At 59.2% G+C, this 23,099-nt stretch carries 20 protein-coding genes; 6 read left to right on the top strand and 14 right to left on the bottom strand.

Translation table 11 applies throughout. The features are described 5' to 3' along the window. Positions 1-20: 20 nt before the first annotated feature. Positions 21-1,796: a glyoxylate carboligase gene (gcl, locus tag ACQRAX_RS03080; RefSeq protein ID WP_412038272.1), complete on the bottom strand. Its 1,776-nt coding sequence runs from the start codon at positions 1,794-1,796 to the stop codon at positions 21-23. Positions 1,797-2,053: 257 nt separating this feature from the next. Here gcl and ACQRAX_RS03075 point away from each other — a divergent pair, with 257 nt between their 5' ends. Continuing rightward, positions 2,054-2,494, top strand: coding sequence for a GlcG/HbpS family heme-binding protein (locus tag ACQRAX_RS03075; protein WP_045188935.1), 441 nt, complete (start codon positions 2,054-2,056; stop codon positions 2,492-2,494). An 85-nt stretch (positions 2,495-2,579) separates the two neighbouring features. On the opposite strand, the gene ACQRAX_RS03070 is transcribed toward ACQRAX_RS03075, so the two are convergent. Then, positions 2,580-3,188, bottom strand: a complete 609-nt coding sequence (locus ACQRAX_RS03070; RefSeq protein ID WP_412038273.1) for a TetR/AcrR family transcriptional regulator — start codon at positions 3,186-3,188, stop codon at positions 2,580-2,582. 146 nt (positions 3,189-3,334) lie between these two features. On the opposite strand from ACQRAX_RS03070, the gene ACQRAX_RS03065 reads away from it, so the two are divergent. Beyond that, positions 3,335-4,243 (top strand): DUF808 domain-containing protein, encoded by a 909-nt coding sequence (locus tag ACQRAX_RS03065; RefSeq protein ID WP_412038274.1) that lies wholly within the window; start codon positions 3,335-3,337, stop codon positions 4,241-4,243. An 80-nt stretch (positions 4,244-4,323) separates the two neighbouring features. Here the strand turns inward: ACQRAX_RS03065 and ACQRAX_RS03060 are convergent, their stop codons facing one another. The 7 genes from ACQRAX_RS03060 to puuE all read right to left on the bottom strand — a co-directional run bounded on the left by ACQRAX_RS03060 (position 4,324) and on the right by puuE (position 11,296). Continuing rightward, positions 4,324-5,112, bottom strand: a complete 789-nt coding sequence (locus ACQRAX_RS03060; RefSeq protein WP_412038275.1) for an outer membrane protein OmpK — start codon at positions 5,110-5,112, stop codon at positions 4,324-4,326. A gap of 361 nt (positions 5,113-5,473) precedes the next feature. Beyond that, the gene (locus ACQRAX_RS03055; protein ID WP_412038276.1) at positions 5,474-6,259 is read right to left on the bottom strand and encodes an outer membrane protein OmpK; all 786 of its coding nucleotides are present in this window, start codon (positions 6,257-6,259) and stop codon (positions 5,474-5,476) included. Positions 6,260-6,390: 131 nt separating this feature from the next. Beyond that, the gene (locus ACQRAX_RS03050; protein ID WP_400172699.1) at positions 6,391-7,746 is read right to left on the bottom strand and encodes a nucleobase:cation symporter-2 family protein; all 1,356 of its coding nucleotides are present in this window, start codon (positions 7,744-7,746) and stop codon (positions 6,391-6,393) included. A 121-nt stretch (positions 7,747-7,867) separates the two neighbouring features. Continuing rightward, positions 7,868-9,196, bottom strand: a complete 1,329-nt coding sequence (locus ACQRAX_RS03045) for a urate hydroxylase PuuD (RefSeq protein ID WP_412038277.1) — start codon at positions 9,194-9,196, stop codon at positions 7,868-7,870. Positions 9,197-9,246: 50 nt separating this feature from the next. After that, positions 9,247-9,750, bottom strand: coding sequence for an ureidoglycolate lyase (locus tag ACQRAX_RS03040; RefSeq protein ID WP_045188921.1), 504 nt, complete (start codon positions 9,748-9,750; stop codon positions 9,247-9,249). A 104-nt stretch (positions 9,751-9,854) separates the two neighbouring features. After that, positions 9,855-10,370, bottom strand: coding sequence for a 2-oxo-4-hydroxy-4-carboxy-5-ureidoimidazoline decarboxylase (uraD, locus tag ACQRAX_RS03035; protein ID WP_038613234.1), 516 nt, complete (start codon positions 10,368-10,370; stop codon positions 9,855-9,857). Next, positions 10,370-11,296 carry an allantoinase PuuE gene (gene puuE, locus ACQRAX_RS03030; RefSeq protein WP_412038278.1) on the bottom strand — a complete coding sequence of 309 codons (927 nt, stop codon included), beginning with the start codon at positions 11,294-11,296 and terminating at the stop codon, positions 10,370-10,372. The genes uraD and puuE overlap by 1 nt, the downstream gene beginning before the upstream one ends. Positions 11,297-11,679: 383 nt before the next feature. Between puuE and uraH the strand changes: the two genes are divergently transcribed. Both uraH and ACQRAX_RS03020 read left to right on the top strand, forming a co-directional pair. Beyond that, positions 11,680-12,033, top strand: a complete 354-nt coding sequence (uraH, locus tag ACQRAX_RS03025; RefSeq protein WP_412038279.1) for a hydroxyisourate hydrolase — start codon at positions 11,680-11,682, stop codon at positions 12,031-12,033. Between the two features lie 220 nt (positions 12,034-12,253). After that, complete coding sequence (locus ACQRAX_RS03020) at positions 12,254-13,459, top strand: ISL3 family transposase (RefSeq protein WP_412038280.1); 1,206 nt, start codon at positions 12,254-12,256, stop codon at positions 13,457-13,459. A gap of 54 nt (positions 13,460-13,513) precedes the next feature. On the opposite strand, the gene ACQRAX_RS03015 is transcribed toward ACQRAX_RS03020, so the two are convergent. Beyond that, entirely contained in the window at positions 13,514-14,863 is a 1,350-nt protein-coding gene (locus ACQRAX_RS03015; RefSeq protein ID WP_038613228.1) for an NCS2 family permease, read from the bottom strand. 359 nt (positions 14,864-15,222) lie between these two features. Between ACQRAX_RS03015 and ACQRAX_RS03010 the strand changes: the two genes are divergently transcribed. Together ACQRAX_RS03010 and aqpZ are read left to right on the top strand one after the other, a co-directional pair. Further along, positions 15,223-15,990, top strand: a complete 768-nt coding sequence (locus ACQRAX_RS03010; RefSeq protein ID WP_412038281.1) for a GntR family transcriptional regulator — start codon at positions 15,223-15,225, stop codon at positions 15,988-15,990. 215 nt (positions 15,991-16,205) lie between these two features. Next, complete coding sequence (gene aqpZ / locus ACQRAX_RS03005; protein ID WP_412038436.1) at positions 16,206-16,898, top strand: aquaporin Z; 693 nt, start codon at positions 16,206-16,208, stop codon at positions 16,896-16,898. Here aqpZ and guaD read toward each other — a convergent pair. The 4 genes from guaD to xdhA all read right to left on the bottom strand — a co-directional run bounded on the left by guaD (position 16,895) and on the right by xdhA (position 22,987). Continuing rightward, positions 16,895-18,199, bottom strand: coding sequence for a guanine deaminase (gene guaD / locus ACQRAX_RS03000; RefSeq protein ID WP_412038282.1), 1,305 nt, complete (start codon positions 18,197-18,199; stop codon positions 16,895-16,897). The genes aqpZ and guaD overlap by 4 nt on opposite strands. Positions 18,200-18,209: 10 nt before the next feature. Continuing rightward, positions 18,210-19,055 carry a xanthine dehydrogenase accessory protein XdhC gene (xdhC, locus tag ACQRAX_RS02995; RefSeq protein WP_412038283.1) on the bottom strand — a complete coding sequence of 282 codons (846 nt, stop codon included), beginning with the start codon at positions 19,053-19,055 and terminating at the stop codon, positions 18,210-18,212. Positions 19,056-19,143: 88 nt separating this feature from the next. Further along, a complete protein-coding gene (gene xdhB / locus ACQRAX_RS02990; protein ID WP_412038284.1) occupies positions 19,144-21,540 on the bottom strand; it encodes a xanthine dehydrogenase molybdopterin binding subunit in 2,397 nt (798 codons plus the stop codon). Then, positions 21,533-22,987, bottom strand: coding sequence for a xanthine dehydrogenase small subunit (gene xdhA, locus ACQRAX_RS02985; protein ID WP_412038285.1), 1,455 nt, complete (start codon positions 22,985-22,987; stop codon positions 21,533-21,535). Before xdhA ends, xdhB begins: the two co-directional genes overlap by 8 nt. Positions 22,988-23,099 lie beyond the last annotated feature (112 nt).

Raw genomic sequence — 23,099 nt, 5'->3', positions numbered from 1 at the left:
CAGCAGGGCCGCTCAAGCGATCAGTCGAGCAGGGAAATCGCGGTTGGTGCGTCGTTGCCGACCAGCGCCAGGTCTTCGAACTCGTTGACCGCGTTGATTTCGGTGCCCATGGAAATGTTGGTCACGCGCTCGAGGATAACCTCGACCACCACCGGGACCTTGAACTCTTCAGCCAGTTTCTGCGCTTTGAGCAGGGCAGGCGCGATCTCGCCAGGCTCGGTAACACGCAGGGCCTTGCAACCCAGACCTTCAACCACGGCGACGTGGTCGACGCCATAACCGTTGAGCTCCGGTGCGTTGATGTTCTCGAACGCCAGTTGCACACAGTAGTCCATCTCAAAGCCACGCTGGGCCTGGCGGATCAGACCCAGGTAGGAGTTGTTCACCAGCACGTGGACGTAAGGCAGGTTGAACTGCGCACCCACGGCCAGCTCTTCGATCATGAACTGGAAATCATAGTCGCCCGACAGTGCCACAACCTTGCGGCTCGGATCAGCCTTGACCACACCCAGTGCTGCAGGAATGGTCCAGCCCAGCGGGCCGGCCTGACCACAGTTGATCCAGTGACGCGGCTTGTACACGTGGAGGAACTGCGCGCCGGCGATCTGCGACAGACCGATGGTGCTGACGTAGCAGGTGTCTTTGCCGAACACCTGGTTCATTTCCTGGTACACGCGCTGTGGCTTGACCGGCACGTTGTCGAAATGGGTCTTGCGCTGCAGGCTGGACTTGCGCTCCTGGCAGTCTTCCAGCCAGGCGCTGCGGTCCTTGAGCTTGCCGGCGGCTTTCCACTCGCGGGCCACTTCCAGGAACACGTCCAGGGCAGCACCGGCGTCGGAAACGATACCCAGGTCAGGGGTGAATACCCGGCCGATCTGAGTCGGTTCGATATCGACGTGAATGAAGCGGCGGCCTTCGGTGTAGACCTCAACCGAACCGGTGTGGCGGTTGGCCCAACGGTTACCGATGCCCAGCACCACGTCGGACTTGAGCAGGGTGGCGTTGCCGTAGCGGTGCGAGGTCTGCAGACCGACCATGCCGACCATCAGTGGGTGATCGTCAGGGATGATGCCCCAGCCCATCAGGGTCGGGATCACTGGAATGCCGGTCAGCTCGGCGAATTCAACCAGCTTGTCGCAAGCGTCGGCGTTGATGATGCCGCCACCGGCAACCAGCAGTGGGCGCTCGGCAGTGTCGAGCATGGCCAGGGCTTTCTCGACCTGGACGCGGTTGGCGGCAGGCTTTTGCACAGGCAGCGGCTGGTAGGCGTCGATGTCGAATTCGATTTCGGCCATCTGCACGTCGAACGGCAGGTCGATCAGCACAGGGCCCGGGCGGCCAGAGCGCATTTCATAGAACGCTTTCTGGAACGCGTAAGGCACTTGGCCTGGCTCCAGAACGGTGGTCGCCCACTTGGTCACCGGCTTGACGATGCTGGTGATGTCGACGGCCTGGAAATCTTCCTTGTGCATACGGGCACGCGGCGCTTGGCCGGTGATGCACAGGATCGGGATGGAGTCGGCGGAGGCGCTGTACAGGCCGGTGACCATGTCAGTGCCAGCAGGGCCGGAGGTGCCGATGCACACGCCGATGTTGCCGGCTTTGGTGCGGGTGTAGCCCTCGGCCATGTGCGAGGCGCCTTCAACGTGACGAGCGAGGACGTGATCGATACCGCCGACTTTCTTCAGGGCCGAGTACAGCGGGTTGATTGCAGCACCCGGAATACCAAACGCGGTTTCAACACCTTCGCGGCGCATCACCAGAACGGCTGCATCAATTGCTCTCATTTTGCTCATGGTTTTGTGCCTCTTTGATTTTGTAATTGTATACAAATGGCTTTTCGTCAGAGTGTATTCACGCCAGGCGACTCTGGTCAATCCATTTTCATCGGCGATGGGTGCTTTCGTCGGGAAGGCCATAAAAAAGGCGTTTCGTCAGAATTGGGTTGTCGCGCTGAAAATATTGTATACAAAAATATTCGCCATTGTGTTCTATTTGTTCTATTGATTTTTACACCTGCCCTCAGGGCTTCTAACAACAAGAGGACCTTTCCATGACCACATTGACCCTGAAAGTCGCTGTCAGCCTGGTGAACGCCGCGCTGGCTGCGGGTCGCAAGATCTCTGCCGCACCCCTGACGGTGGCGGTGCTCGACAACGGCGGCCACCTATTGGCGCTGCAACGTGAAGACGGTGCCAGCCTGCTGCGTCCGCAAGTGGCGATGGGCAAAGCCTGGGGGGCGATTGCCCTGGGTAAGGGTTCGCGCCTGCTGGCGCTGGACGCGCAGCAACGTCCGGCGTTCTTCGCCGCGCTCAATGGTCTGGGGCAGAGCCCGGTGGTGCCAGCGCCGGGTGGCGTGCTGATTCGCAATCAGCAGGGCGTGGTGTTAGGGGCGATCGGTATCAGTGGCGATACCTCGGATATTGACGAGCAGTGCGCGATCAGTGCGATCGAAGAGGCGGGATTGACGGCGGATGCCGGTGTAGCCGCCTAAGGTCTATGGGGCTGCTTTGTAGCCCATCGCCGGCAAGGCCAGCTCCTACAGGAGCCGGCCTTGCCGGCGATAGCGGCGCTGCGGACTAAGCGTCCGGCTCACACCCTTTGAGCACCAGGCGAATGATGGTCTGCGTTGCTGCCTCATAATCGCTGTCTTCCAGCTTGGCTTTACCGGTAACCACCGAAATCTGCCAGTCGAAGTCAGCATAGGTTTGAGTCGCCGCCCAGATGCTGAACATCAGGTGATGCGGATCGACTGCAGCGATCTGGCCACGCTCAATCCAGGCCTGGATGCATTCGATGTTGTGCCGGGCCTGTTCGTTGAGCTGTTCGACCTGGCTCGGGCTCAGGTGCGGGGCGCCGTGCATGATCTCACTGGCAAACACCTTGGAAGCAAACGGCAAGTCGCGCGAGATGCGTACTTTCGAGCGGATATAGGCGCTCAGTACTTCCTTGGGATCACCCTCGGCATTGAATGGTGTGGATGCCTGCATGATCGGCTCGATGATGCTTTCCAACACCTCGCGGTAGAGGTTTTCCTTGGACTTGAAGTAGTAGTAGACGTTGGGCTTGGGCAGCCCGGCCTTGGCCGCGATATCGCTGGTCTTGGTGGCGGCAAAGCCCTTGTCGGCGAACTCCTCGCTGGCCGCGCGCAGGATCAATTCTTTGTTGCGCTCGCGAATGCTGCTCATGGTTGACGCTGTTCCTCGTGTCGGGCCGCAGGCGGCACCGGGCCTGAAAGGGCGGTGGCGCATGGTAGCACCGCGTTTGCAAAGGGCTCAAGCTGGCGACTTTGGGCTAGACTGAGCACCTCTTAACCCGCTGGAATCAGGCAAACATGGCAGGAAGCAGTCTTCTGTTGTTGATCGACGACATCGCTACGGTACTCGACGATGTCTCGGTGATGACCAAGGTCGCGGCGAAAAAGACCGCCGGTGTATTGGGTGACGACTTGGCCCTGAACGCCCAACAGGTCTCGGGCGTGCGCGCCGAACGGGAAATTCCGGTGGTCTGGGCGGTGGCCAAGGGCTCGTTCGTCAACAAGCTGATTTTGGTGCCGGCGGCGCTGTTGATCAGTGCGTTTATTCCCTGGGCCGTGACACCATTGCTGATGGTTGGCGGTGCTTTCCTGTGTTTTGAAGGCTTTGAAAAGCTCGCCCACAAGTTTTTGCACAATAAAGCGCACGAGCAAGCCGAACACGAGGCCAGAACTGAAGCGCTGGCCGATCCGGCTGTTGATCTGGTGGCCTTTGAACGGACCAAGATCAAGGGCGCCATTCGCACGGATTTTATTCTCTCGGCGGAAATCATCGCCATCACCCTGGGCGCGGTCGCCGCTGCACCGCTGACTCAGCAGGTCATCGTGCTCTCGGGCATTGCCATTGTCATGACCATCGGTGTGTACGGATTGGTTGCCGGCATCGTCAAACTGGATGACCTGGGATTGTGGCTGACAGGTAAAGCCTCAAGCGTGGCCAAGGCTGTCGGTAACGGCATTTTGCGGGCGGCGCCGTACATGATGAAGAGCCTGTCGGTGATTGGCACCGCAGCGATGTTTCTGGTCGGTGGCGGGATCCTGGTGCACGGTGTGGCGCCGCTGCATCACGCTATCGAAGCCTTCAGCCAAGAGCGGGGCGGGGCGTTGACCGGGGCGTTGCTCAACGGTGGCGTCGGTATCATTGCCGGAGCTGCGGTGCTGGCCGTTGTGGCCGTGGTAGGCAAGATCTGGCGTTCGGTTAAAGGCTAATGACCTCATCGCTGGCAAGGCCAGCTCCCACAAGGTCAGGTAGTGAACCGATCCTGTTGGAGCCGGCTTTGCCGTGTTGATCAGAAGTGCACTTTGACCAGGAAGCTGGCGGTGTTCTGATCGGTATCGAAGGCATCGCTGTCCTTGATGCCGTACTTGTTCTTCCAGTAGTCGTATTCAAAACCGACATACAGCTGCTTCTCGCCCCAGTTCAACGCTTTACCCAGGTCGTATTTAACCTGCGGGTTGAAGTGCAGGTTGGCGTGGTAGGTGCCACGGCGGCTGGTGGCGTCGTTGTCGACTACCCAGTCCATGAAGCCATCGATGAGGATGTCAGACTTGCCCACAGGAATGGTGTAGGACCAGACTGGGGTGATCTGCCAGACATTGTCACCGGCCCGGCTACCTTCAGTGTTGCGCTGGTAGAAGTTCAGCTGGAAGTAATCGAAACCCGGGATTGCCAGGTCGAAACCAGGACCGATCAGGTAGGACTCGGTATCGCCCTCACCAAACTCGTAGGTCATCGCCAGCAGCACGTCCTTGATCGGACCGAACTCCAGCTTCTGGTCGAAAATCTTGCCGAACGACAGACGCGGCTGAATCTCACCGTAGTAGGTGTTGTCGCCGTTGTTGAAGTCTTTATCGCCGTTGTAAAAGATCTTGTCGACGAAGATGAAGTTGTCGCCGTATTTCCAGGCATCGGCGTGCTCGAAGGTTACGGTCTGCTGGATTTCCGGGTTGACGGCGAAGTTCTTGCCCCACAGGTAGGTCAGGCTGTTGTTCTGCCATTGCAGCAGATCACCGGCGGTGGCGGCAGTGCTGGCCGCCAGCAGGCCGCCGGCGAGAATCAGGCTATTGGTAATGCGCATCGCTGTGTTGCTCCCTTGATTGAATCTGATGTCAGTGCTCTGAATGGCACCGTTTTGTTCAAATACTTGTCTTTTGAGTCAGTTTTTTTCGATTAACCACAGCTATTTGGCAAGCGCTGCGCCAACTATCCGATACGGCACAACAATCCTGCTCGACGTCTTTCTGAACAGCTGAAAAGGGGTACTTCAGGTTAGCGTAACGCTTGCCAACCGCCCGAATTCATTGACTGAGCGGTCAGCAAACGCAGGTAGGATCCGTCCTACCCTGAGCGAGGGGCGCGCAGATTACTGGCTTGCGCGCGGGTCCTCAAGTGCTCCGTCATGGAGCAGGTGGTGTTAAAGCTGTGCATTTGGTCAGGTTTTAGAAGTGAACCTTAACCAGGGCGCTGGTCACGCTCTGATTGGTGTCCAGCCGACCATTGTTCTCGATACCGTATTTGTCTTTCCAGTAGCTGTATTCGATACCCACGTACAACTGCTTGGCACCGAGGTTCAGCGCCTTGCCCAGGTCGTATTTGACCTGCGGGTTGAACTGCAGGTTGGCATGGTAGGTGCCGCGGCGACTTTCGTCGTTATCGACCACCCAATCCATGTAGCCATCGATGAGGATGTCGGATTTGCCCACGGGGATGGTGTAGGAAAAAGTTGGGGTAATCTGCCAGACACTATCACCCGGGCGGCTGCCCTCGGTGTTGCGCTGCATGATGTTGAGGGTGAAGTAGTTGAAGCCGGGAATGGCCAGGTCAAAACCAGGGCCGATCAGGTAGGCCTCGTTGTCACCTTCGCCTGACTCGTAGGTCATGGCGATCAACACGTCCTTGATCGGGCCGAATTCGAACTTGCGTTCGAAGATCTTACCGAGCGACAGACGCGGGCTGAACTCACCGTAGTAGGTGTTACTGCCTTTGTTGCGGTCGGTACCGCCGTTGTAGAAGATCTTGTCAACGAACAGGAAAGTGTCGCCGTATTTCCACTTGTTGGCGTGCTCGAAGGTCACCGTCTGCTGGATCGCAGGGTTGACCTGAAAGTCCTTGCCGTAGAGATAGGTGAGACTGTTGGTGTGCCAGAGCAGCAAGTCTCCTGCGGTAGCTGGCAAAGCGGCCAGCAAACTGCTACCCAACAGGAGGGAAGTGGTGATGCCTTTCATGTTGTGATTCCCGGCTTTGTTATTGTTGGTTTTGGGTTTTCGGCGCGAGGCGCCCCGGCCGACCCGCTCCCACGGGTCGACGGTCCTGCGTGTTGCTCGGGTGTGCCGGGCGGCAACTGCCGCCCAAAGGCTCAGTGCTGGTGGGCGGCGTCGTTGTGCGCGGCGCGTTCGGCGCCGCCAAGGATGTTGAACAGCAGGTTGAGGATCAGCGCGCTGACCGTGGCCATGGCGATACCGCTGTGGGTGATCGGTTCCATCCACTGCGGCATCTGCGCGAAGAACTCCGGACGCACCACAGGGATCAGGCCCATGCCAACGCTGACAGCGACCAGCAACTGGTTGCGGCGGTCGGCGATGTCAGCCTCCTGGAGAATCTTGATTCCGGTGGCGGCGACCATGCCGAACATGGCAATCGAGGCGCCGCCCAGTACCGCAGGCGGAATTGAAGCAATCAGGAACGCTGCCTTGGGCAGCAGGCTGAGGAGAATCAGAAAACCACCGGCAACCACCGTCACATAACGGCAGCGCACGCCGGTCATCTGCACCAGGCCGATGTTCTGGGCAAAGGAGGAGTGGGTAAAGGTATTGAAGAAACCGGCAACGAAGGAGGCCCCGGCGTCGCACATCAGACCGCGGCGCAGCATGCCTGGGGTCACTTCACGGTCGGTGACTTTGCCCAGTGCCAGGAACATGCCGGTGGACTCGACGAAGATGATTACCACCACCAGGCACATGGAAAGGATGGGTGCCAGGCTGAAGGTCGGCATGCCGAAGTGCAGCGGGGTGACCACTTGCACCCAAGGGGCATCGTCGAGACCGGACAGATCAACCATGCCGATGGAACCGGCGAGGATGTAGCCCAGGCCCATGCCGATCAGGACCGAGACATTGACCCAGAAGCCACGCATGAAGCGATTGACCAACAGGATGGTGGCCAGCACCAGGCCTGCGACGATCAAGTAAATAGGGGAGCCGAAGGTTTCGGCGCTGGCACCGCCACCGGCCCAGTTGACGGCAACCGGGAACAGCGACAGACCAATCGAGGTGATGACCGTGCCGGTCACCAGCGGTGGGAAGAAACGCACCACCTTGGACATGAATGGGGCGATCAGCATGCCGAAGAAACCGGCGGCGATGGTCGCGCCAAAGATACCTTGCAGGCCGACACCGGGCATGCCGGCCATGGCCACCATGCTGCCGACAGCAGCAAAGCTTGCGCCCATCATCACAGGCATGCGGATGCCAACTGCGCCAATGCCGAACGACTGGACGATGGTGGCGACACCAGCGACCAGCAGGTCGGCATTGATCAGGAAAGCGACTTCTTCACGAGAAAGGCCGGCGGCCTGGCCGATGATCAGTGGCACGGCAATGGCGCCTCCGTACATCAGCAAGACATGTTGTAGACCCACCAGGAACAGTTGGAGCATTGGCAGTGGCTGTCGTGGGGGCGCAACGGGGATGTACGCCTTGCGTGACTCGGACATGCAACACCTCGGTTTTGTTTTTATTCTTTAGAGCTGCAAGCTTCAAGCGCCAAGCTTCAAGTAGAAGCAGGAGGTTGCGCTTGGCTTGCAGCTTTTAGCTTGCCACTTGAAGCTTTATTGCTTAGTTGGTTGGTGCCCCTTTGGCGATCCAGGCACCGATCAGTTCACGTTCTTGCTGGGTCATCTGGGTGATGTTGCCCAAGGGCATGATCTGTGTTGCCACGGCCTGCGCTTGAATGCGCGCAGCCTGCTGCTGGATCTGTTGCGGGGTGTCGAGCATTACCCCGGCCGGTGCAGCGCTGAACAGTGGGCTGGTAGGCTTGGCCGAATGGCACACGGCGCAACGTTCCTGGATGACGCTATGGATCTTGTCGAAGCTGGCATCGTCAAGTTTGGCAACGGTGGCTGCGGGTGCTTCGGCAGCAGGGGCGGCAGCCTGGGCAGGCTCGGCAGCTTTCTCTGCCGCTTTTTCAGCAGCGGTCTTTCCACCCAGGGCAGTTTCCGGAAGCGGTTGGTACTCAACCTTGGCGGCAGCCTGCTCCGGCGCGGTCGGCATCGGCGCAGGGCCGGTGACGTACGCCAGGCAAATCATCGACAGGGCACCGACTGGCAGGGTCCAGGCGTACTTGTTGCTGTCATGACGGGTGTTGAAGTAATGACGAACCAACACTGCAGCCACGGCGATACCGGCCAGGATCAACCAGTTGTACTGGCTGCCGTAGGTGCTCGGGAAGTGGTTGCTGATCATGATGAACAGCACCGGCAGGGTGAAGTAGTTGTTGTGACGCGAACGCAGCAGGCCTTTGGCCGGCAGGGTCGGGTCGGGCGTTTCGTTCTTCTCGATGGCGGCTACCAACTGACGCTGGGCCGGCATGATGATGCGGAATACGTTACCGACCATGATGGTGCCGATGATCGCGCCGGTGTGCAGGTAGGCACCACGACCGCTGAACACCTGGCTGAAGCCGTAGCAGGCGGCAATGACCAGGATGAACAGCACCAGGCCGAGCAGGCCAGGGCGCTTGCCCAGGGGCGAATCGCAGAGGAAGTCGTAGATGAACCAGCCGGCGATCAGCGAGCCGACACCGATGGCGATACCTTCGCCGCCCGACAGCGTGCTGCCTGGGGCCAGCAGATACAGGGTCGGGTTCCAGTAGAACACCAGGCACAGCAGGGCAATACCCGACATCCAGGTGAAATAGGCTTCCCATTTGAACCAGTGCAGGTTCTCCGGCATCTTCGGCGGAGCCAGCTTGTATTTCTCCAGGTGGTAGATCCCGCCACCGTGAATCGCCCAGAGATCGCCGGACAGACCGTCGCGCGGGTTGGCCCGGTTGAGGTTGTTTTCCAGCCAGACAAAGTAGAACGACGCGCCAATCCATGCCACGCCAGTGATCATGTGAACCCAACGCACGCTCAGGTTCAGCCATTCCAACAGATGTGCTTCCACAGTCTTTACCTCTACCCTGGCACCCTGTAGCCGGATGCTCAGGTCTTCTCTTATTGGTGGGGGGCGAGGATCAGTTGCTCATCCTCATTGAAAAAATGCTCATCGCAGTTGTTGCCAGTGCCACTGCGATCAACCACCAGGAAGTCATCCCGCTTTTCGATCGTCAGCACCGGGTGGTGCCAGACGCCGCGATGGTAATTGATGCCCTGCCTTCCATTACTCACGAAGGCGCGGACAAGGCCTGATACAGGTGCATCGCCAACCGGCGCGACCACGATCAGAAAGGGGTTGCCGAGCAGCGGAATAAACGCCTGGCTGCCCAGCGGATGGCGCTCCAGCATGCGAACGGTCAGCGGCATGTCCTGCGCGTCGGCGCGGAAGATGCTGATGATCGCGTTGTCCTCGGGCTGGGCGGTTTCGACCGTCGCCAGCTTGTGGAAGCGCATGGTCGAACCGTTGTTGATCATGAAGTGGTCGCTGCCGTCGGTTTCGATCACGTCACCGAAAGGGGCGAAGGCTTCTTTGGTCAATGGCTCAATCACTAAAGTGCGCATGCGGATTCTCTTTATTCTGTGTTGTGGAGGGTGTCGCTCATTCGGCCGTTTGGGCCCTGGGTATGCTCGCGTGGCGCACTCGGGCCCGTGGGCTCAGGCACCCTTTAAAGTTGCAGCAGGCGGAACAGGGCAATCAGGTTGATCTGTGCCAGCGCTTCCTTGAACTCAGCCTCGGCCGAGTTGTGGATGCGTTTTTCGAACGAGGCGAGGATCTGGTGCCGATTGCTGCCTTTGACTGCCATGATGAACGGGAACTTGAACTTCTCTTTGTAGGCGTCGTTGAGTTCGGTAAAACGCTCGAACTCTTCGGCAGTGCACTGATGGATCCCGGCACCGGCCTGTTCATTGGTGCTCGATTCGGTCAGTTCACCCTGGATCGCGGCCTTGCCGGCGAGGTCCGGGTGAGCATTGATCAGTGCCAGCTGAGCGGCATGATCGGCGCTAAGGAGAATGTCGCTCATGCGCTGATGCAGGGCTTCGATCTGATCGATTTCCTGCAGTTGGCCCAGGTCGTAGGCTTTTTCGGCGACCCATGGCGAGTGCTCGTAGATGTCGGCGAAGGCTTCGACGAACGCACTGCGTTCCAGGGACGAAGGCTTGAGGGTCTTGAAAGCGGTCATTAGACGTTCTCGGCTTTGTAAGGGTGGGTGGCATGCCAGTGACGGGCGATGTCCACGCGCCGGGTGAACCAGACCTGATCGTGGCTCTTGGCGTATTCGATGAAGCGCTTGAGTGCTGCCAGGCGTGCCGGGCGGCCAATCAGGCGACAGTGCAGGCCGATGGAGAGCATCTTCGGCGCTTCGGCGCCTTCTTCGTACAGCACGTCAAAGGCGTCTTTGAGGTACTGGAAGAATTGCTCGCCACAATTGAAGCCCTGTACCTGGGTGAAGCGCATGTCGTTGGTGTCCAGGGTGTAGGGGATCACCAGGTGCGCCTTGCCGGTCGGGTTGTTCGACTCCCAGTAGGGCAGGTCGTCGTCGTAGGTATCGCTGTCGTAGAGGAAGCCACCTTCCTCCATCACCAGGCGGCGGGTATTGGCGCCGGTACGACCGGTGTACCAGCCCAGCGGACGTTCGCCGGTCAGTTCGGTGAGGATGCGGATGGCTTCGAGCATGTGCTCGCGCTCCTGGGCCTCGTCCATGTTCTGGTAGTCGATCCAGCGGTAGCCGTGGCTGCAGATTTCGTGGCCGGCTTCGACCATGGCGCGGATTACGTCAGGGTGACGCTGCGCGGCCATGGCGACGGCAAAGATGGTCAGTGGCACGCCAGTCTCTTTGAACAGCTTGAGCAAGCGCCAGACGCCGGCGCGGCTGCCATATTCGTAGAGCGACTCCATGCTCATGTTACGAGCGCCCTGCAGAGGCTGGGCGGCGACCATTTCAGAGAGAAAGGCTTCTGATTCCTTGTCTCCGTGAAGAATGTTGCGTTCACCACCTTCTTCGTAGTTGAGCACGAAAGACAAAGCGATGCGGGCATTCCCCGGCCAGCGCGGATGGGGTGGGGTATTGCCGTAACCGATCAGGTCGCGAGGATAATCAGCGCTCACTGCAGTCTTCCTTCTTATACGTGTAAACGGATGGCGTGGTGCCCTTGTAGGGTGTCGCCCACGTCGATGAGATGATTGTATACAACTTTGTTTGCGGTTTGTAAGCCTGTTTTTTCGTATTTCTTTGTCTTTTCACGCTGGAAAACCTCTGCAAGAAACCTGCCTGATTGGTCAGCAAATGACGCGGCCGTCGGCCAGTAACGTGGTTTTGCGACTGATGGCGTATTTACAGGAGGTCATCGGCGTGCCAGGAAAGAATACTTAATTATTGTGTACAATTTTACAGAAAAATGTCTTAATAATTCGACAGTCGTACGCTGCCGGGTTTCCTGACGGCGTCGTATGGGACTTTTTGCCAATAGATAGACAGAGGCGAGCAAGCAATGGGACGTTTGACCACGCATGTACTGGATGCCGCACACGGCTGCCCTGGTAGCTCGATCAAGGTCGAGCTGTACCGCGTCGAAGGCCAGCAGCTGGAGTTGGTGAACTCCACCCTGACCAACAGCGATGGCCGTTGCGACGCGCCGTTGCTGCAAGGTGACGATTACCGCAGCGGTGTCTACCAGCTGCAATTCAATGCCGGCGATTACTACCGCGCCCGTGGTGTACAGCTGCCCGAGCACGCATTCCTTGATGTCGTGGTCCTGCGTTTTGGTATCAGCGCCGAGCAGGATCACTACCACGTGCCGTTGCTGATCTCGCCGTACAGTTACTCGACCTATCGTGGAAGCTAGTTGGTCGCTAGAAGAATCTTCGTAGGTCCTTGCCCGCTCACACTGCGGGCTTTTTTTTGTCTGCTGGTTATTGGCGGGGTGGACTGCATCGATCTCCCACGTAGGCCACGCAGGCAACAAAAAAGGTTCTTCACGGAATCCCGGGAAACACAGAAACAAGAACGCCGGTTTGATTGATGATGTTCGTGCGAGCAAACACATCTAACAAACCGGCGTTCTTATGCGCGATATTAATACGTTCCTTCCGTTTTGGGAGGGCTTTTCTATCGTCGCCATCAAGCTTGATGGCGACGCGCTGCAGATCGATCTCATCTCCCAGGCCACTCGATTCCCTACCTGCAGTGGCTGCAACCAACCCAGCACAACCACCCATGAATACTGCCAGCGGGCCATCCGAGACCTGCCCATCCTTAGGATGCCGGTGCGGCTAAACGTCGAACTCAGACGAGTTGGATGTGGCGCTTGCGGCAAACGGATGGAGGCTGTCAGTTGGCTTGATCGTTACTCCCGGATGACGCGCCGCTTGGCTGAAACCGTCATCCAGACCTGTCGACGGCTGCCAACCTTGCATGTGGCTCAGCTATTCGGACTGCACTGGGATAGCGTGCGGTTACTGGAGCGACGGGCTCTACAAGCAGAACTGGAGGAGCGGCCTGTAGCCCGCCCAAGGCGACTGGTCATGGACGAGTTTGCCCTGTTCAAAGGGCATCGATACGCCAGCGTCGTACTGGATGCCGATAGCCGCCGGGTGCTGTGGATCGGCGAAGGACGCAGCCGTGCCGCCATCCGACCGTTCTTCGAAGAACTGGGGGCTGAGGGTTGCGCGCGAATTGAGGCGGTGGCGATGGATATGAATACCGCGTTTGACCTGGAGGTGCGCGAGCATTGTCCGCGGGCACGGGTGGTCTACGACCTGTTTCACGTGGTGGCCAAATACGGTCGAGAAGTCATTGACCGTGTGCGCGTCGATGAAGCCAACCGCCTGCGGCATGACAAGCCTGCCCGCAAGATCATCAAGCAAGCGCGGTGGCTGTTGCTACGTAATCCAGAAAATCTCAGGAGTGCAGATCAGCAGGTGCACTTGAAGGATTTGCTTGCTGCCAACCAGTCGTTGATGACGGTTTATTTGATGAAGGCAGAGCTCAAAGCGCTGTGGTCACCTACTACCGCTTGGGGCTGGCGATCAGCCTGGAAACAGTGGCTGCGTCTGTCCGATGAAAGCGCGATACCGGCTCTGAAGCAGTTTGCCAAACGCCTGAAGGGCTATTGGCGCGGCATTCTGAGCAGGGTGCGGTGGCCAATGCACACCGGACAGCTGGAGGGGATCAATAACAGGATTAAGGTCATCAAGCGGATGGCCTACGGCTACCGGGACAGCGAATTCTTTTTCATGAAGATCAAGAGCAACTTTCCCGGTAATCCGTGAAGAACCACAAAAAAGCCCCACCCGAAGGTGAGGCTCTGTTTGCTCGGGCCGGGTTTACAGGAATACGAACTTGGCGATGAAGATCGCTGTCAGTACCCATAAACTTGCCGAGATCTCGCTGAAGCGCCCTGTACCTGCCTTGAGCACCACGTAGGTGATAAAGCCCAGGGCAATACCATCAGCCACCGAGAAGGTCAGCGGCATCATGATCGCGGTGACGATCGCCGGGATGCTGTCGGTCGCTTCATCCCAGTTGATGTGCGCCATGCTGCCCATCATCAGCATGGCGACATAAATCAGCGCACCTGCAGTGGCGTAGGCAGGGATCATCCCGGCCAGTGGGGCGAAGAACATTGCCGCAATGAAGAACAGGCCAACCACCACCGCCGTCAGCCCGGTACGACCGCCAGCAGCGACACCAGCAGCACTCTCGACATAACTGGTGACCGGCGGTACGCCAACCACGGCACCGAACACACTTGAAGCACTGTCAGCCTTCAATGCTCGCGAGAGGTTTTCGATACGCCCGTCGGCATTCACCAGGTTCGCCCGCTGGGCCACACCCATCAGGGTGCCGGCGGTGTCGAACATATGCACGAAAAGGAAGGCGAATACCACGGCGATCATGCTGACGTTGAACACACCTGCGACATCCATGGCCATCCAGGTCGGTGCCAGGCTCGGTGGCAGGGAGAACAAGCCGCCGTATTCGACCAGACCCAGGCCCCAGCCCGCGAGGGTAACGCTGATGATGCTGATCAGGATCGCCCCGAACACCCGGTGGTAGCTGAGTACCGCGATCATCAAAAAGCAGATCGCCGCCAGCAGCGGGCCAGGTTCGTGCAACGATCCAAGTTTGATCAGCGTGGCCGGGCTGTCGACGACAATGCCCGCCGTTTTAAGACCGATCAGTCCGAGAAACAATCCGACGCCGGCACCCATTGCATGACGCAGGCTCACGGGAATGCTGTTGAGCAGCCATTCACGCACCCGCGACAGTGTCAGCAGCATGAACAGCACCCCCGAGACGAACACCGCACCCAGCGCGGCCTCCCAGGTGTAGCCCATGGTCCCGACCACGGTATAGGTAAAGAAGGCGTTGAGCCCCATGCCCGGCGCCAGGCCAACCGGCCAGTTGGCATACAGGCCCATCAACAGGCAGCCCAGGGCGGCGGCGATACAGGTGGCGACGAACGCCGCGCCGTGATCGATGCCGGCATCGGCCATGATGTTGGGGTTGACGAAGATGATGTACGCCATGGTGATAAAGGTGGTCAGCCCGGCGATCATTTCGGTCTTGACGGTGGTGCCATGTAGCTTGAGTTTGAAAATCCGCTCCAGCCAGCTCGTTTCGAGCGGTGGGGCAAGATCCAGCGTAGGGGCTTCGGATTTGCGGCTTTCCACAGCATGTACTCCTCAAGTCTTTTCTTGTTTTTCAGAGCCAGTCCTGCGCACGCACTGGGGAGCTCTGTGAGGCGGGTGGGGTGGCAGGCGACCGGACTGTTAGTTGACTTCTGAGTCAGGAAGTTGCACGGGTGGATTATGCGTTTGTATACAAAGAATGCAAATAATGTTTTTGATGTTGTGCGCAAATAAATGCACCGTGTCGCTATAAAGGCCATCATCCCCTGCAGAAATCGCTGCGGCTGTGTACAATGTGCCCATACCTTAATCGATTAATTTTCTTACCAGGACTTGCCTTCGCCCCACTGGCTGCTATTACAGTCAGGGTCCGACTGGCAGATCTCCGTGCTCGAGTGCCCATGAACGAACAGCTGCAACCTCTCAAAAAACCAGTGCGTACCGGCAAGGCCGGACGTAGCGGAACCCAGGACGATATCGTCTACGCGCATATTTTCGAGGCCATTCTCGAGCAGCGTCTGGCGCCGGGTACCAAGTTGAGCGAGGAGGCCCTGGGCGAGATATTTGGCGTCAGCCGTACCATCATTCGTCGCGCGTTGTCACGCCTGGCCCATGAAAGTGTGGTGCTGCTGCGGCCAAATCGTGGTGCGGTAGTGGCCAGCCCCACTGTTGAAGAAGCCCGTCAGGTGTTCTTCTCACGCCGCATGGTTGAGCGAGCAATCACTGAGCTGGCCGTCGAACACGCCACCGCCGAGCAACTCAACGAGCTGCGCCAGATGGTTCGTGAGGAGCGTGACAGCTTTTCTCGTGGTGACCGCGGCGCCGGTATCCGTCTTTCCGGTGAGTTCCACCTGAAGCTGGCCGAAGCGGCTGGCAATGCACCGCTGATCAGCTTCCAGCGTAGCCTGGTGTCGCAAACTTCCTTGATCATTGCCCAGTACGAAAGCGGCAACCGCTCGCATTGCTCCTACGACGAGCACATGCAATTGATCGACGCCATCGAGGCCCGGGATGTGAATCAGGCAGTGAGCCTGATGATGCATCACATGGATCACATCGACAGCAAGCTCAACCTCGACGAAGACAGCGCGTCGGATGATCTGCATGCGGTGTTCTCGCATTTGCTGCAGACCAAGAAACGCGGAAGTTCGGTGCCGGTTAAGGGCTGAGATCGAGTCGCTGACATCGCCGACAAGGCCCGCTTGCACCTTCAGCCCGAGTGATCTGGGGGAGCTGGCCTAGCCGGCGTTGCATTTCAGGCTGACTGGCACTTCACCCAGCCTCTGCTAGATTCACACCTGTCTCACACCGCAAACCTTCATCAAGCAGTTGGGCTTGCGCGCTTCGCGTAGAACTTCAACTACTTGAGGACAGGTATATGTCGATGCCCCTGAGCAAGCGCATGGGTGCGGAACTGATCGGGACGTTCTGGCTGGTTTTAGGTGGTTGTGGCAGTGCGGTGCTGGCTGCGTCACTGCCAGCGGGGATCGGGCTGGTCGGTGTGGCCATGGCCTTTGGTCTCACCGTACTGACCATGGCGTTCGCCATCGGTCATATCTCCGGTTGTCATCTCAACCCCGCCGTCTCGGTGGGCCTAGTGGTGGGGGGGCGATTTCCGGCCAAGGATCTGCTGCCCTACATTGTCGCCCAGGTGATCGGCGCAATCCTGGCCGCCGCAGTGATCTATTTCATCGCCAGCGGCAAGGAAGGGTTCGATGTGGCTTCTGGCCTGGCCTCCAATGGCTATGCCGAACACTCGCCGGCCGGGTATTCATTGGCGGCAGGCTTTGCCAGTGAAGTGGTGATGACCGCGATGTTTATCCTGATCATCATGGGCGCCACCGACAGTCGTGCGCCAGTAGGCTTTGCACCGATTGCAATTGGCCTGGCACTGACCCTCATTCACCTGATCTCGATCCCTATCACCAATACCTCGGTCAACCCTGCGCGCAGCACCGGTCCGGCGTTGTTCGTCGGCGGTTGGGCGCTGCAGCAGTTGTGGCTGTTCTGGGTGGCACCACTGATCGGGGCAGTGATCGGCGGCGCGGTGTACAAAGGCTTGTTTCGCGAGCCTTAGCGTTGGTGCACGCAGCGCCCGGCAGCGAATGTCTGCTTGACGGTGCGGTCATCGCCCAGGGTCATCAGCACGAACAGCGTCTCATCGATGCTGTTCGATTGCTGGATGCGGTAGTCCATCAGCGGCGTAGCCTTGTAGTCCAGGACCACGAAGTCGGCGTCATTCCCCGGCTTCAGGCTGCCGATGCGGTCGTCCAGGTACAGCGCCTGGGCACCGCCCAGGGTGGCCAGGTACAGGGACTTGAACGGGCTCAGGCGGGCACCTTGTAGCTGTATGACCTTGTAGGCTTCATTGAGGGTGTTGAGCAGCGAGAAGCTGGTGCCAGCACCCACATCCGTACCCAAACCCACCTTGACCTTGAACTTTTCCGCCTGCGGCAGGTTGAACAGGCCACTGCCGAGAAACAGATTGGAGGTTGGGCAGAAGGCCACGGCCGAACCGGTTTCGGCCAGGCGCTGGCATTCCTCGTCGCACAGGTGCACACCGTGTGCGAACACTGAGCGTTCGCCAAGCAGCTTGAAGTGGTCGTAGACGTCCAGATAGCCCTTGCGCTCAGGGAACAGCTCTTTGACCCAGTCGATCTCCTTGAGGTTCTCGCTCAGGTGCGTGTGCATGTATAGATCGGGGAACTCACTCAGCAGTTGGCCGGCCAGGGTGAGTTGCTCCGGGGTACTGGTCGGGGCAAAGCGTGGGGTGACGGCGTAATGCAGGCGACCCTTGCCGTGCCAGCGCTCGATCAGCGCCTTGCTTTCGGTATAGCCGGACTCAGCGGTGTCGGTCAGGTAGTCCGGGGCGTTGCGGTCCATCATGACCTTGCCGGCAATCATCCGCAGGTCCAGGCGTTCGGCTTCGGTAAAGAAAGCATTCACCGACTCGGGGTGGACACTGCCAAACACCAGGGCGGTGGTGGTGCCGTTGCGCAGCAATTCTTCGACGAAGATCTTCGCCACGTTGTCGGCGTGGTCTTGGTTAGCGAACTGCTTTTCGCAGGGGAAGGTGTAGGTGTTGAGCCAGTCCAGCAGTTGCTCACCGTAGGAACCGATCATGCCGGTCTGTGGGAAGTGGATATGGGTGTCGATAAAGCCAGGGGTGATCAGCGCATCTTGATAGTGCTGCACTTCGATGTCGGCTGGCAGGGTTGGCAGCAGGTCGCTGGCGTGCCCCAGGGCGCTGATCTTGCCGTTGTCGATCAACAGTAGACCGTCTTCGAAATACTGGTAGGACGCTTCGATCCCGACTTCGGCGGGGTCGGCGACACTGTGCAGGATGGCGGCACGGTAGGCTTTGCGGGTTGCGCTCATAGGGCTCTCGTCATATGGCTTGGCTGCGCCGGGAAGGTGGCAGCAATTGGGCAATGGGGCCGGCATTGGCAGCATTGTCATGCTGGCCAAAGCTGGCGTTGTAGGTGGCAATGATTTCGGCGGCGATAGACACAGCGATCTCGATCGGCAGCTTGCCCTTGACCTCGGCCAAGCCCATCGGGCAACGCATGCGTTGCAGGCGCTCTTCGCTGTAGCCGCGTTCACGCAGGCGGTGTTCGAATTTGACCCGTTTGGTCTTCGAGCCAATCAGGCCGAACCAGGTGAAATCATTACGTTTGAGGATCGCCGCGGTCAGTTCCAGGTCCAACGGGTGGTTGTGGGTCATGACGATGCAATAGCTGCCTGCGGGCAGGTCGTCGACTTCATCGACCGGCTCTTCGCTGACAATCTTGCTGACCCCGACTGGAATGCTTTCGGGGAACTCCTGCTCGCGCGAATCGATCCAGCGCACCCGGCAGGGTAGCGCGGCGAGCAAGGGTACCAGAGCGCGACCGACATGGCCTGCACCGAATACGGCAATCTGTGCCTGGACCTGGCCCATGGGTTCGAACAGCAGCACCGTAGCGCCGCCACAGCATTGGCCCAGGCTGGCGCCGAGGCTGAAGCGTTCAAGGTGTGGAGATTCGCGACGCTCGCTGAGCATTTGCCGGGCGATCTTCATGGCTTTGTATTCAAGGTGGCCGCCACCGATGGTGTCGAACAACTGCTCGGCGCTGACCACCATCTTTGAGCCGGCGTTGCGCGGTGTCGAGCCGCGCTCTTCGATGATGGTGACCAGTATGCAGGCTTCGCCGCGGGCTTGCAGGCCGGCGAGGGCGTTGATCCAGGTGTGCATTTTCACTTACCTATGGGGTGCCTGTGCTGGCCTCATCGCTGGCAACACCAGCTCCCACAGGGAGCCGGCATTGCCGGCGATCAGGTGCTCACGGTGTCACGGTCTCAACCTCGGCAGCCGGCTGTTGTGCCGCCACCACCTTGCGCATCTGCTCGCAACCCCACAGTACCCGCTCAGGTGTGGACGGTGCGTCGATTTTTGGATGTACGCGGTAGTCGGCAAGGCTGGCCACGGCATCCTTGATCGCGCACCAAGCGGCGATGCCCAGCATGAATGGCGGCTCGCCCACAGCTTTGGAGTGGAACACGGTGTCTTCCGGGTTCTTGCGGTTCTCCACCAGTTTGACCCGCAGATCCACTGGCATATCGGCCACTGCCGGAATCTTGTAGCTGGCCGGGCCGTTGGTCATCAGCTTGCCCTTGGCGTTCCACACCAATTCTTCGGTGGTCAGCCAACCCATGCCCTGGATGAAACCACCTTCGACCTGACCGATATCGATAGCCGGGTTCAGCGAGGCACCGACGTCGTGCAGGATGTCGGTGCGCAGCATCTTGTACTCGCCGGTCAGGGTGTCGACGATCACCTCGGCGCAGGCCGCGCCGAAGGCGAAGTAGTAGAACGGACGGCCACGGGCCTGGCTGCGGTCGTAGTAGATTTTCGGGGTCTTGTAGAAACCGGTGCTCGACAGTGACACCTGGGCGAAATAGGCCTGCTGCACCAAGGCGTCGAAGCTGAGGATTTCATCGCGAACGCGCACATGGCCATTGCGGAACTCGACGTCTTCTTCACTGACCTTGTACTGGCGCGCAGCAAACTCGGTCAGGCGCTTCTTGAGAATCTCGGCAGCGTTCTGGGCGGCCTTGCCGTTCAGGTCGGCACCACTGGAGGCCGCGGTGGGTGAGGTATTCGGCACCTTGTCAGTGTTGGTTGCGGTGATCTGGATGCGTTCAAAATCAACCTGGAAGACTTCTGCCACCACCTGCGCCACCTTGGTGTTCAGACCCTGGCCCATCTCGGTGCCGCCGTGGTTCAGGTGAATACTACCGTCGGTGTAAATGTGTACCAGGGCACCGGCCTGGTTGAGGAAGCTGGCGGTGAATGAGATGCCGAACTTCACCGGGGTCAGCGCCAAGCCTTTTTTCAGGATCGGGCTGTTGGCGTTGAAACGGCGAATCGACTCACGGCGCTGCTGGTAGTCGCTGCTGGTTTCCAGTTCGGCAGTGATTTCCTCGAGCATGTTGTGCTCGACGGTCTGGTAATAGTGGGTGACGTTGCGCTCGGTCTTGCCGTAGTAGTTGGCCTTGCGTACGGCCAGCGGATCGAGGGCCAGATGACGAGCAATGTGATCCATCACTTCTTCGATGGCGACCATGCCTTGAGGGCCGCCAAAACCGCGGTAGGCGGTATTTGAAGCCGTGTTGGTCTTGCAGCGGTGGCCATGGATGGTGGCATCGCCCAGGTAGTAGGAGTTGTCGGCGTGGAACATGGCGCGGTCGACAATCGACGCCGACAGGTCCGGCGAGCAGCCGCAGTTACCGGCCAGGTCAAAGTTGATCCCGTGCAGGCGGCCGGTGTCGTCAAAGCCCACATCGTACTCAATGTAGAAGGGGTGACGTTTGCCGGTCATCAGCATGTCTTCGACCCGCGGCAGGCGCATTTTGGTCGGCTGGCCGGTGAGGTGAGCGATCACCGCACACAGGCAGGCAGGGCTGGCAGCCTGGGTTTCCTTGCCACCGAAACCGCCACCCATGCGGCGCATGTCGACGACGATCTTGTTCATCGATACGTCGAGGACTTCGGCAACCAGCTTCTGGACTTCGGTCGGGTTCTGGGTCGAGCAGTAGACGATCATCCCGCCGTCTTCGGTCGGCATCACCGAAGAGATCTGGGTCTCCAGGTAGAAGTGCTCCTGGCCGCCGATGTGCAGGGTGCCCTGCACGCGGTGCGGGGCGCAGGCCAAGGCGCTGGCTGAGTCGCCGCGCTGATGGGTATGGCTGTCGAGGACGAAATGCTTTTTGCGCAGCGCTTCGACCACATCCAGCACCGGCTCCAGGTCTTCGTATTCGATGATTGCGGCCATGGCGGCGCGGCGCGCGGTGTCGAGATCGCGGGCAGCCACGGCAACCACCGGCTGGCCGACAAACTCGACCTTGTCGATGGCCAGCAGCGGGTCGCCCGGCAACAGCGGGCCGATGTCCTTCAAGCCCGGTATATCTTCGTGGGTAATGGCGATGCGCACGCCTTCGAAGGCGTAGCAAGGGCTGGTATCGATACTCAAGACCCGGGCATGAGCGCGGTCAGACAGGCGCGCATAGACGTGCAACTGATTGGGGAATTCCAGGCGATCGTCGATGTACACCGCTTCGCCGGACACATGCTTGTCGGCGCTGTCGTGCTTGAGGCTACGACCGACACCGGTGGTCAAGTCCTGGCTGAACAGCTCGGCCATTTCTGCCTGGCTTTTGGCGACGTGATGGTTAGACATAAGCGGTCACCCGAGTCTCGATGTGCGGCGTTTGCAGTTCGATGAAATATTTGCGCAGCAAGTTCTGTGCGCTGAGCAGGCGATATTCCTTACTGGCGCGGAAGTCCGACAGTGGCGTGAAGTCTTCAGCCAAGGCCAGGCAGGCGCGTTCGATGCTCGCCTGGTTCCAGGCTTTGCCAACCAGCGCAGCTTCGCAGGCACGGGCGCGTTTCGGGATGGCGGCCATGCCGCCGAAAGCGATACGTGCAGCTTCGACCACACCGTTTTCAATGCGCAGATTGAACGCGGCGCAAACCGCCGAGATGTCGTCGTCCAGGCGCTTGGAGACCTTGTAGGCGCGGAACGTCCAGGCACTGCGAGCGCGCGGCACAATGATCTTCTCGATGAACTCGCTTTCCTGGCGAGCGGTGATCCGGTAGTCGATGAAGTAGTCTTCCAGCGCCAGGGTGCGGGTGCTTTCGCCCTTGCGCAGCACAATCTGCGCATCCAGGGCAATCAGCAGGGGCGGGGAGTCGCCGATTGGCGAGGCGTTGCCAATGTTGCCGCCCAAGGTGCCCTGGTTGCGGATCTGCAGCGAGGCGAAGCGATGCAGCAGCTCGCCGAAGTCCGGGTATTCGCGGCTCAAGGCGTCGTAGCAATCGGTTAATGGTGTGGCTGCACCGATTTCCAGATGCTCTGCTTGCGTGTCGATACGCTTGAGTTCGGCGACGTTGCCGACATAGATCATTACCGGCAGGGTTTTGTGGAACTGGGTGACCTCCAAAGCCAGGTCAGTACCACCGGCGAGCAGGCGTGCTTCTGGGTGCGAGCCGTACAGGTCGGCAAGGTCGGCCACGGTCAGTGGCACCAGGCAGCGTTTGTCGCCACTGTTGAGTTCGCCGGTTTCGCTAGGGGCGATGACTTTGAGGCGGGCGATGGTCTGCGCCTGGTTGCTATCAAACTGGTCAGGCTTGGCCTGGCAGCAGGATTGTTCGGCGGCAGCGAGGATCGGCCGATAGCCGGTGCAGCGGCAGAGGTTGCCGGCCAGGGCTTCCTGGGCCTTGTGCAGGTCCGGTGCGTCACTGTTCTTCTGCAGGGCAAACAGCGACATGACAAAGCCTGGGGTGCAGAAGCCACACTGCGAACCGTGACAGTCGGCCATGGCCTGTTGCACGCTGTGCAGCTGGCCTTGATGCTTGAGCCCTTCGACGCTGATCAATTGCTTGCCGTGCAGTGACGAAACAAAGGTCAGGCAGGAGTTGAGGCTGCGATAACGGAGTTGTTCACGGCCGTTGTCGTCCGCGCTCAGTTCACCGACCACCACCGTACAGGCGCCACAATCGCCGCTCGCGCAGCCTTCCTTGGTACCGGATTTGCCCAGGTGCTCACGCAGGTATTGGAGCACGGTCAGGTTGGGATCCAGGGCATGCTCACTGCGCAGCTCCTGGTTGAGTAGAAACTGGATCACGGGAAGGCCTCACACGCTGTTTATTGTTGTTGAGCGGACTGTAAGCAGACTTGATTTTCAGGTCAACAATTTTCTGACCTTAGAGTCAGGAAATTTCCCGTGCCATTACCGG

Origin of the sequence: Pseudomonas sp. UM16, assembly GCF_050312595.1 — a bacterium.
GTDB lineage: Bacteria > Pseudomonadota > Gammaproteobacteria > Pseudomonadales > Pseudomonadaceae > Aquipseudomonas.
This window is presented reverse-complemented; position numbering and strand designations above follow the sequence as displayed.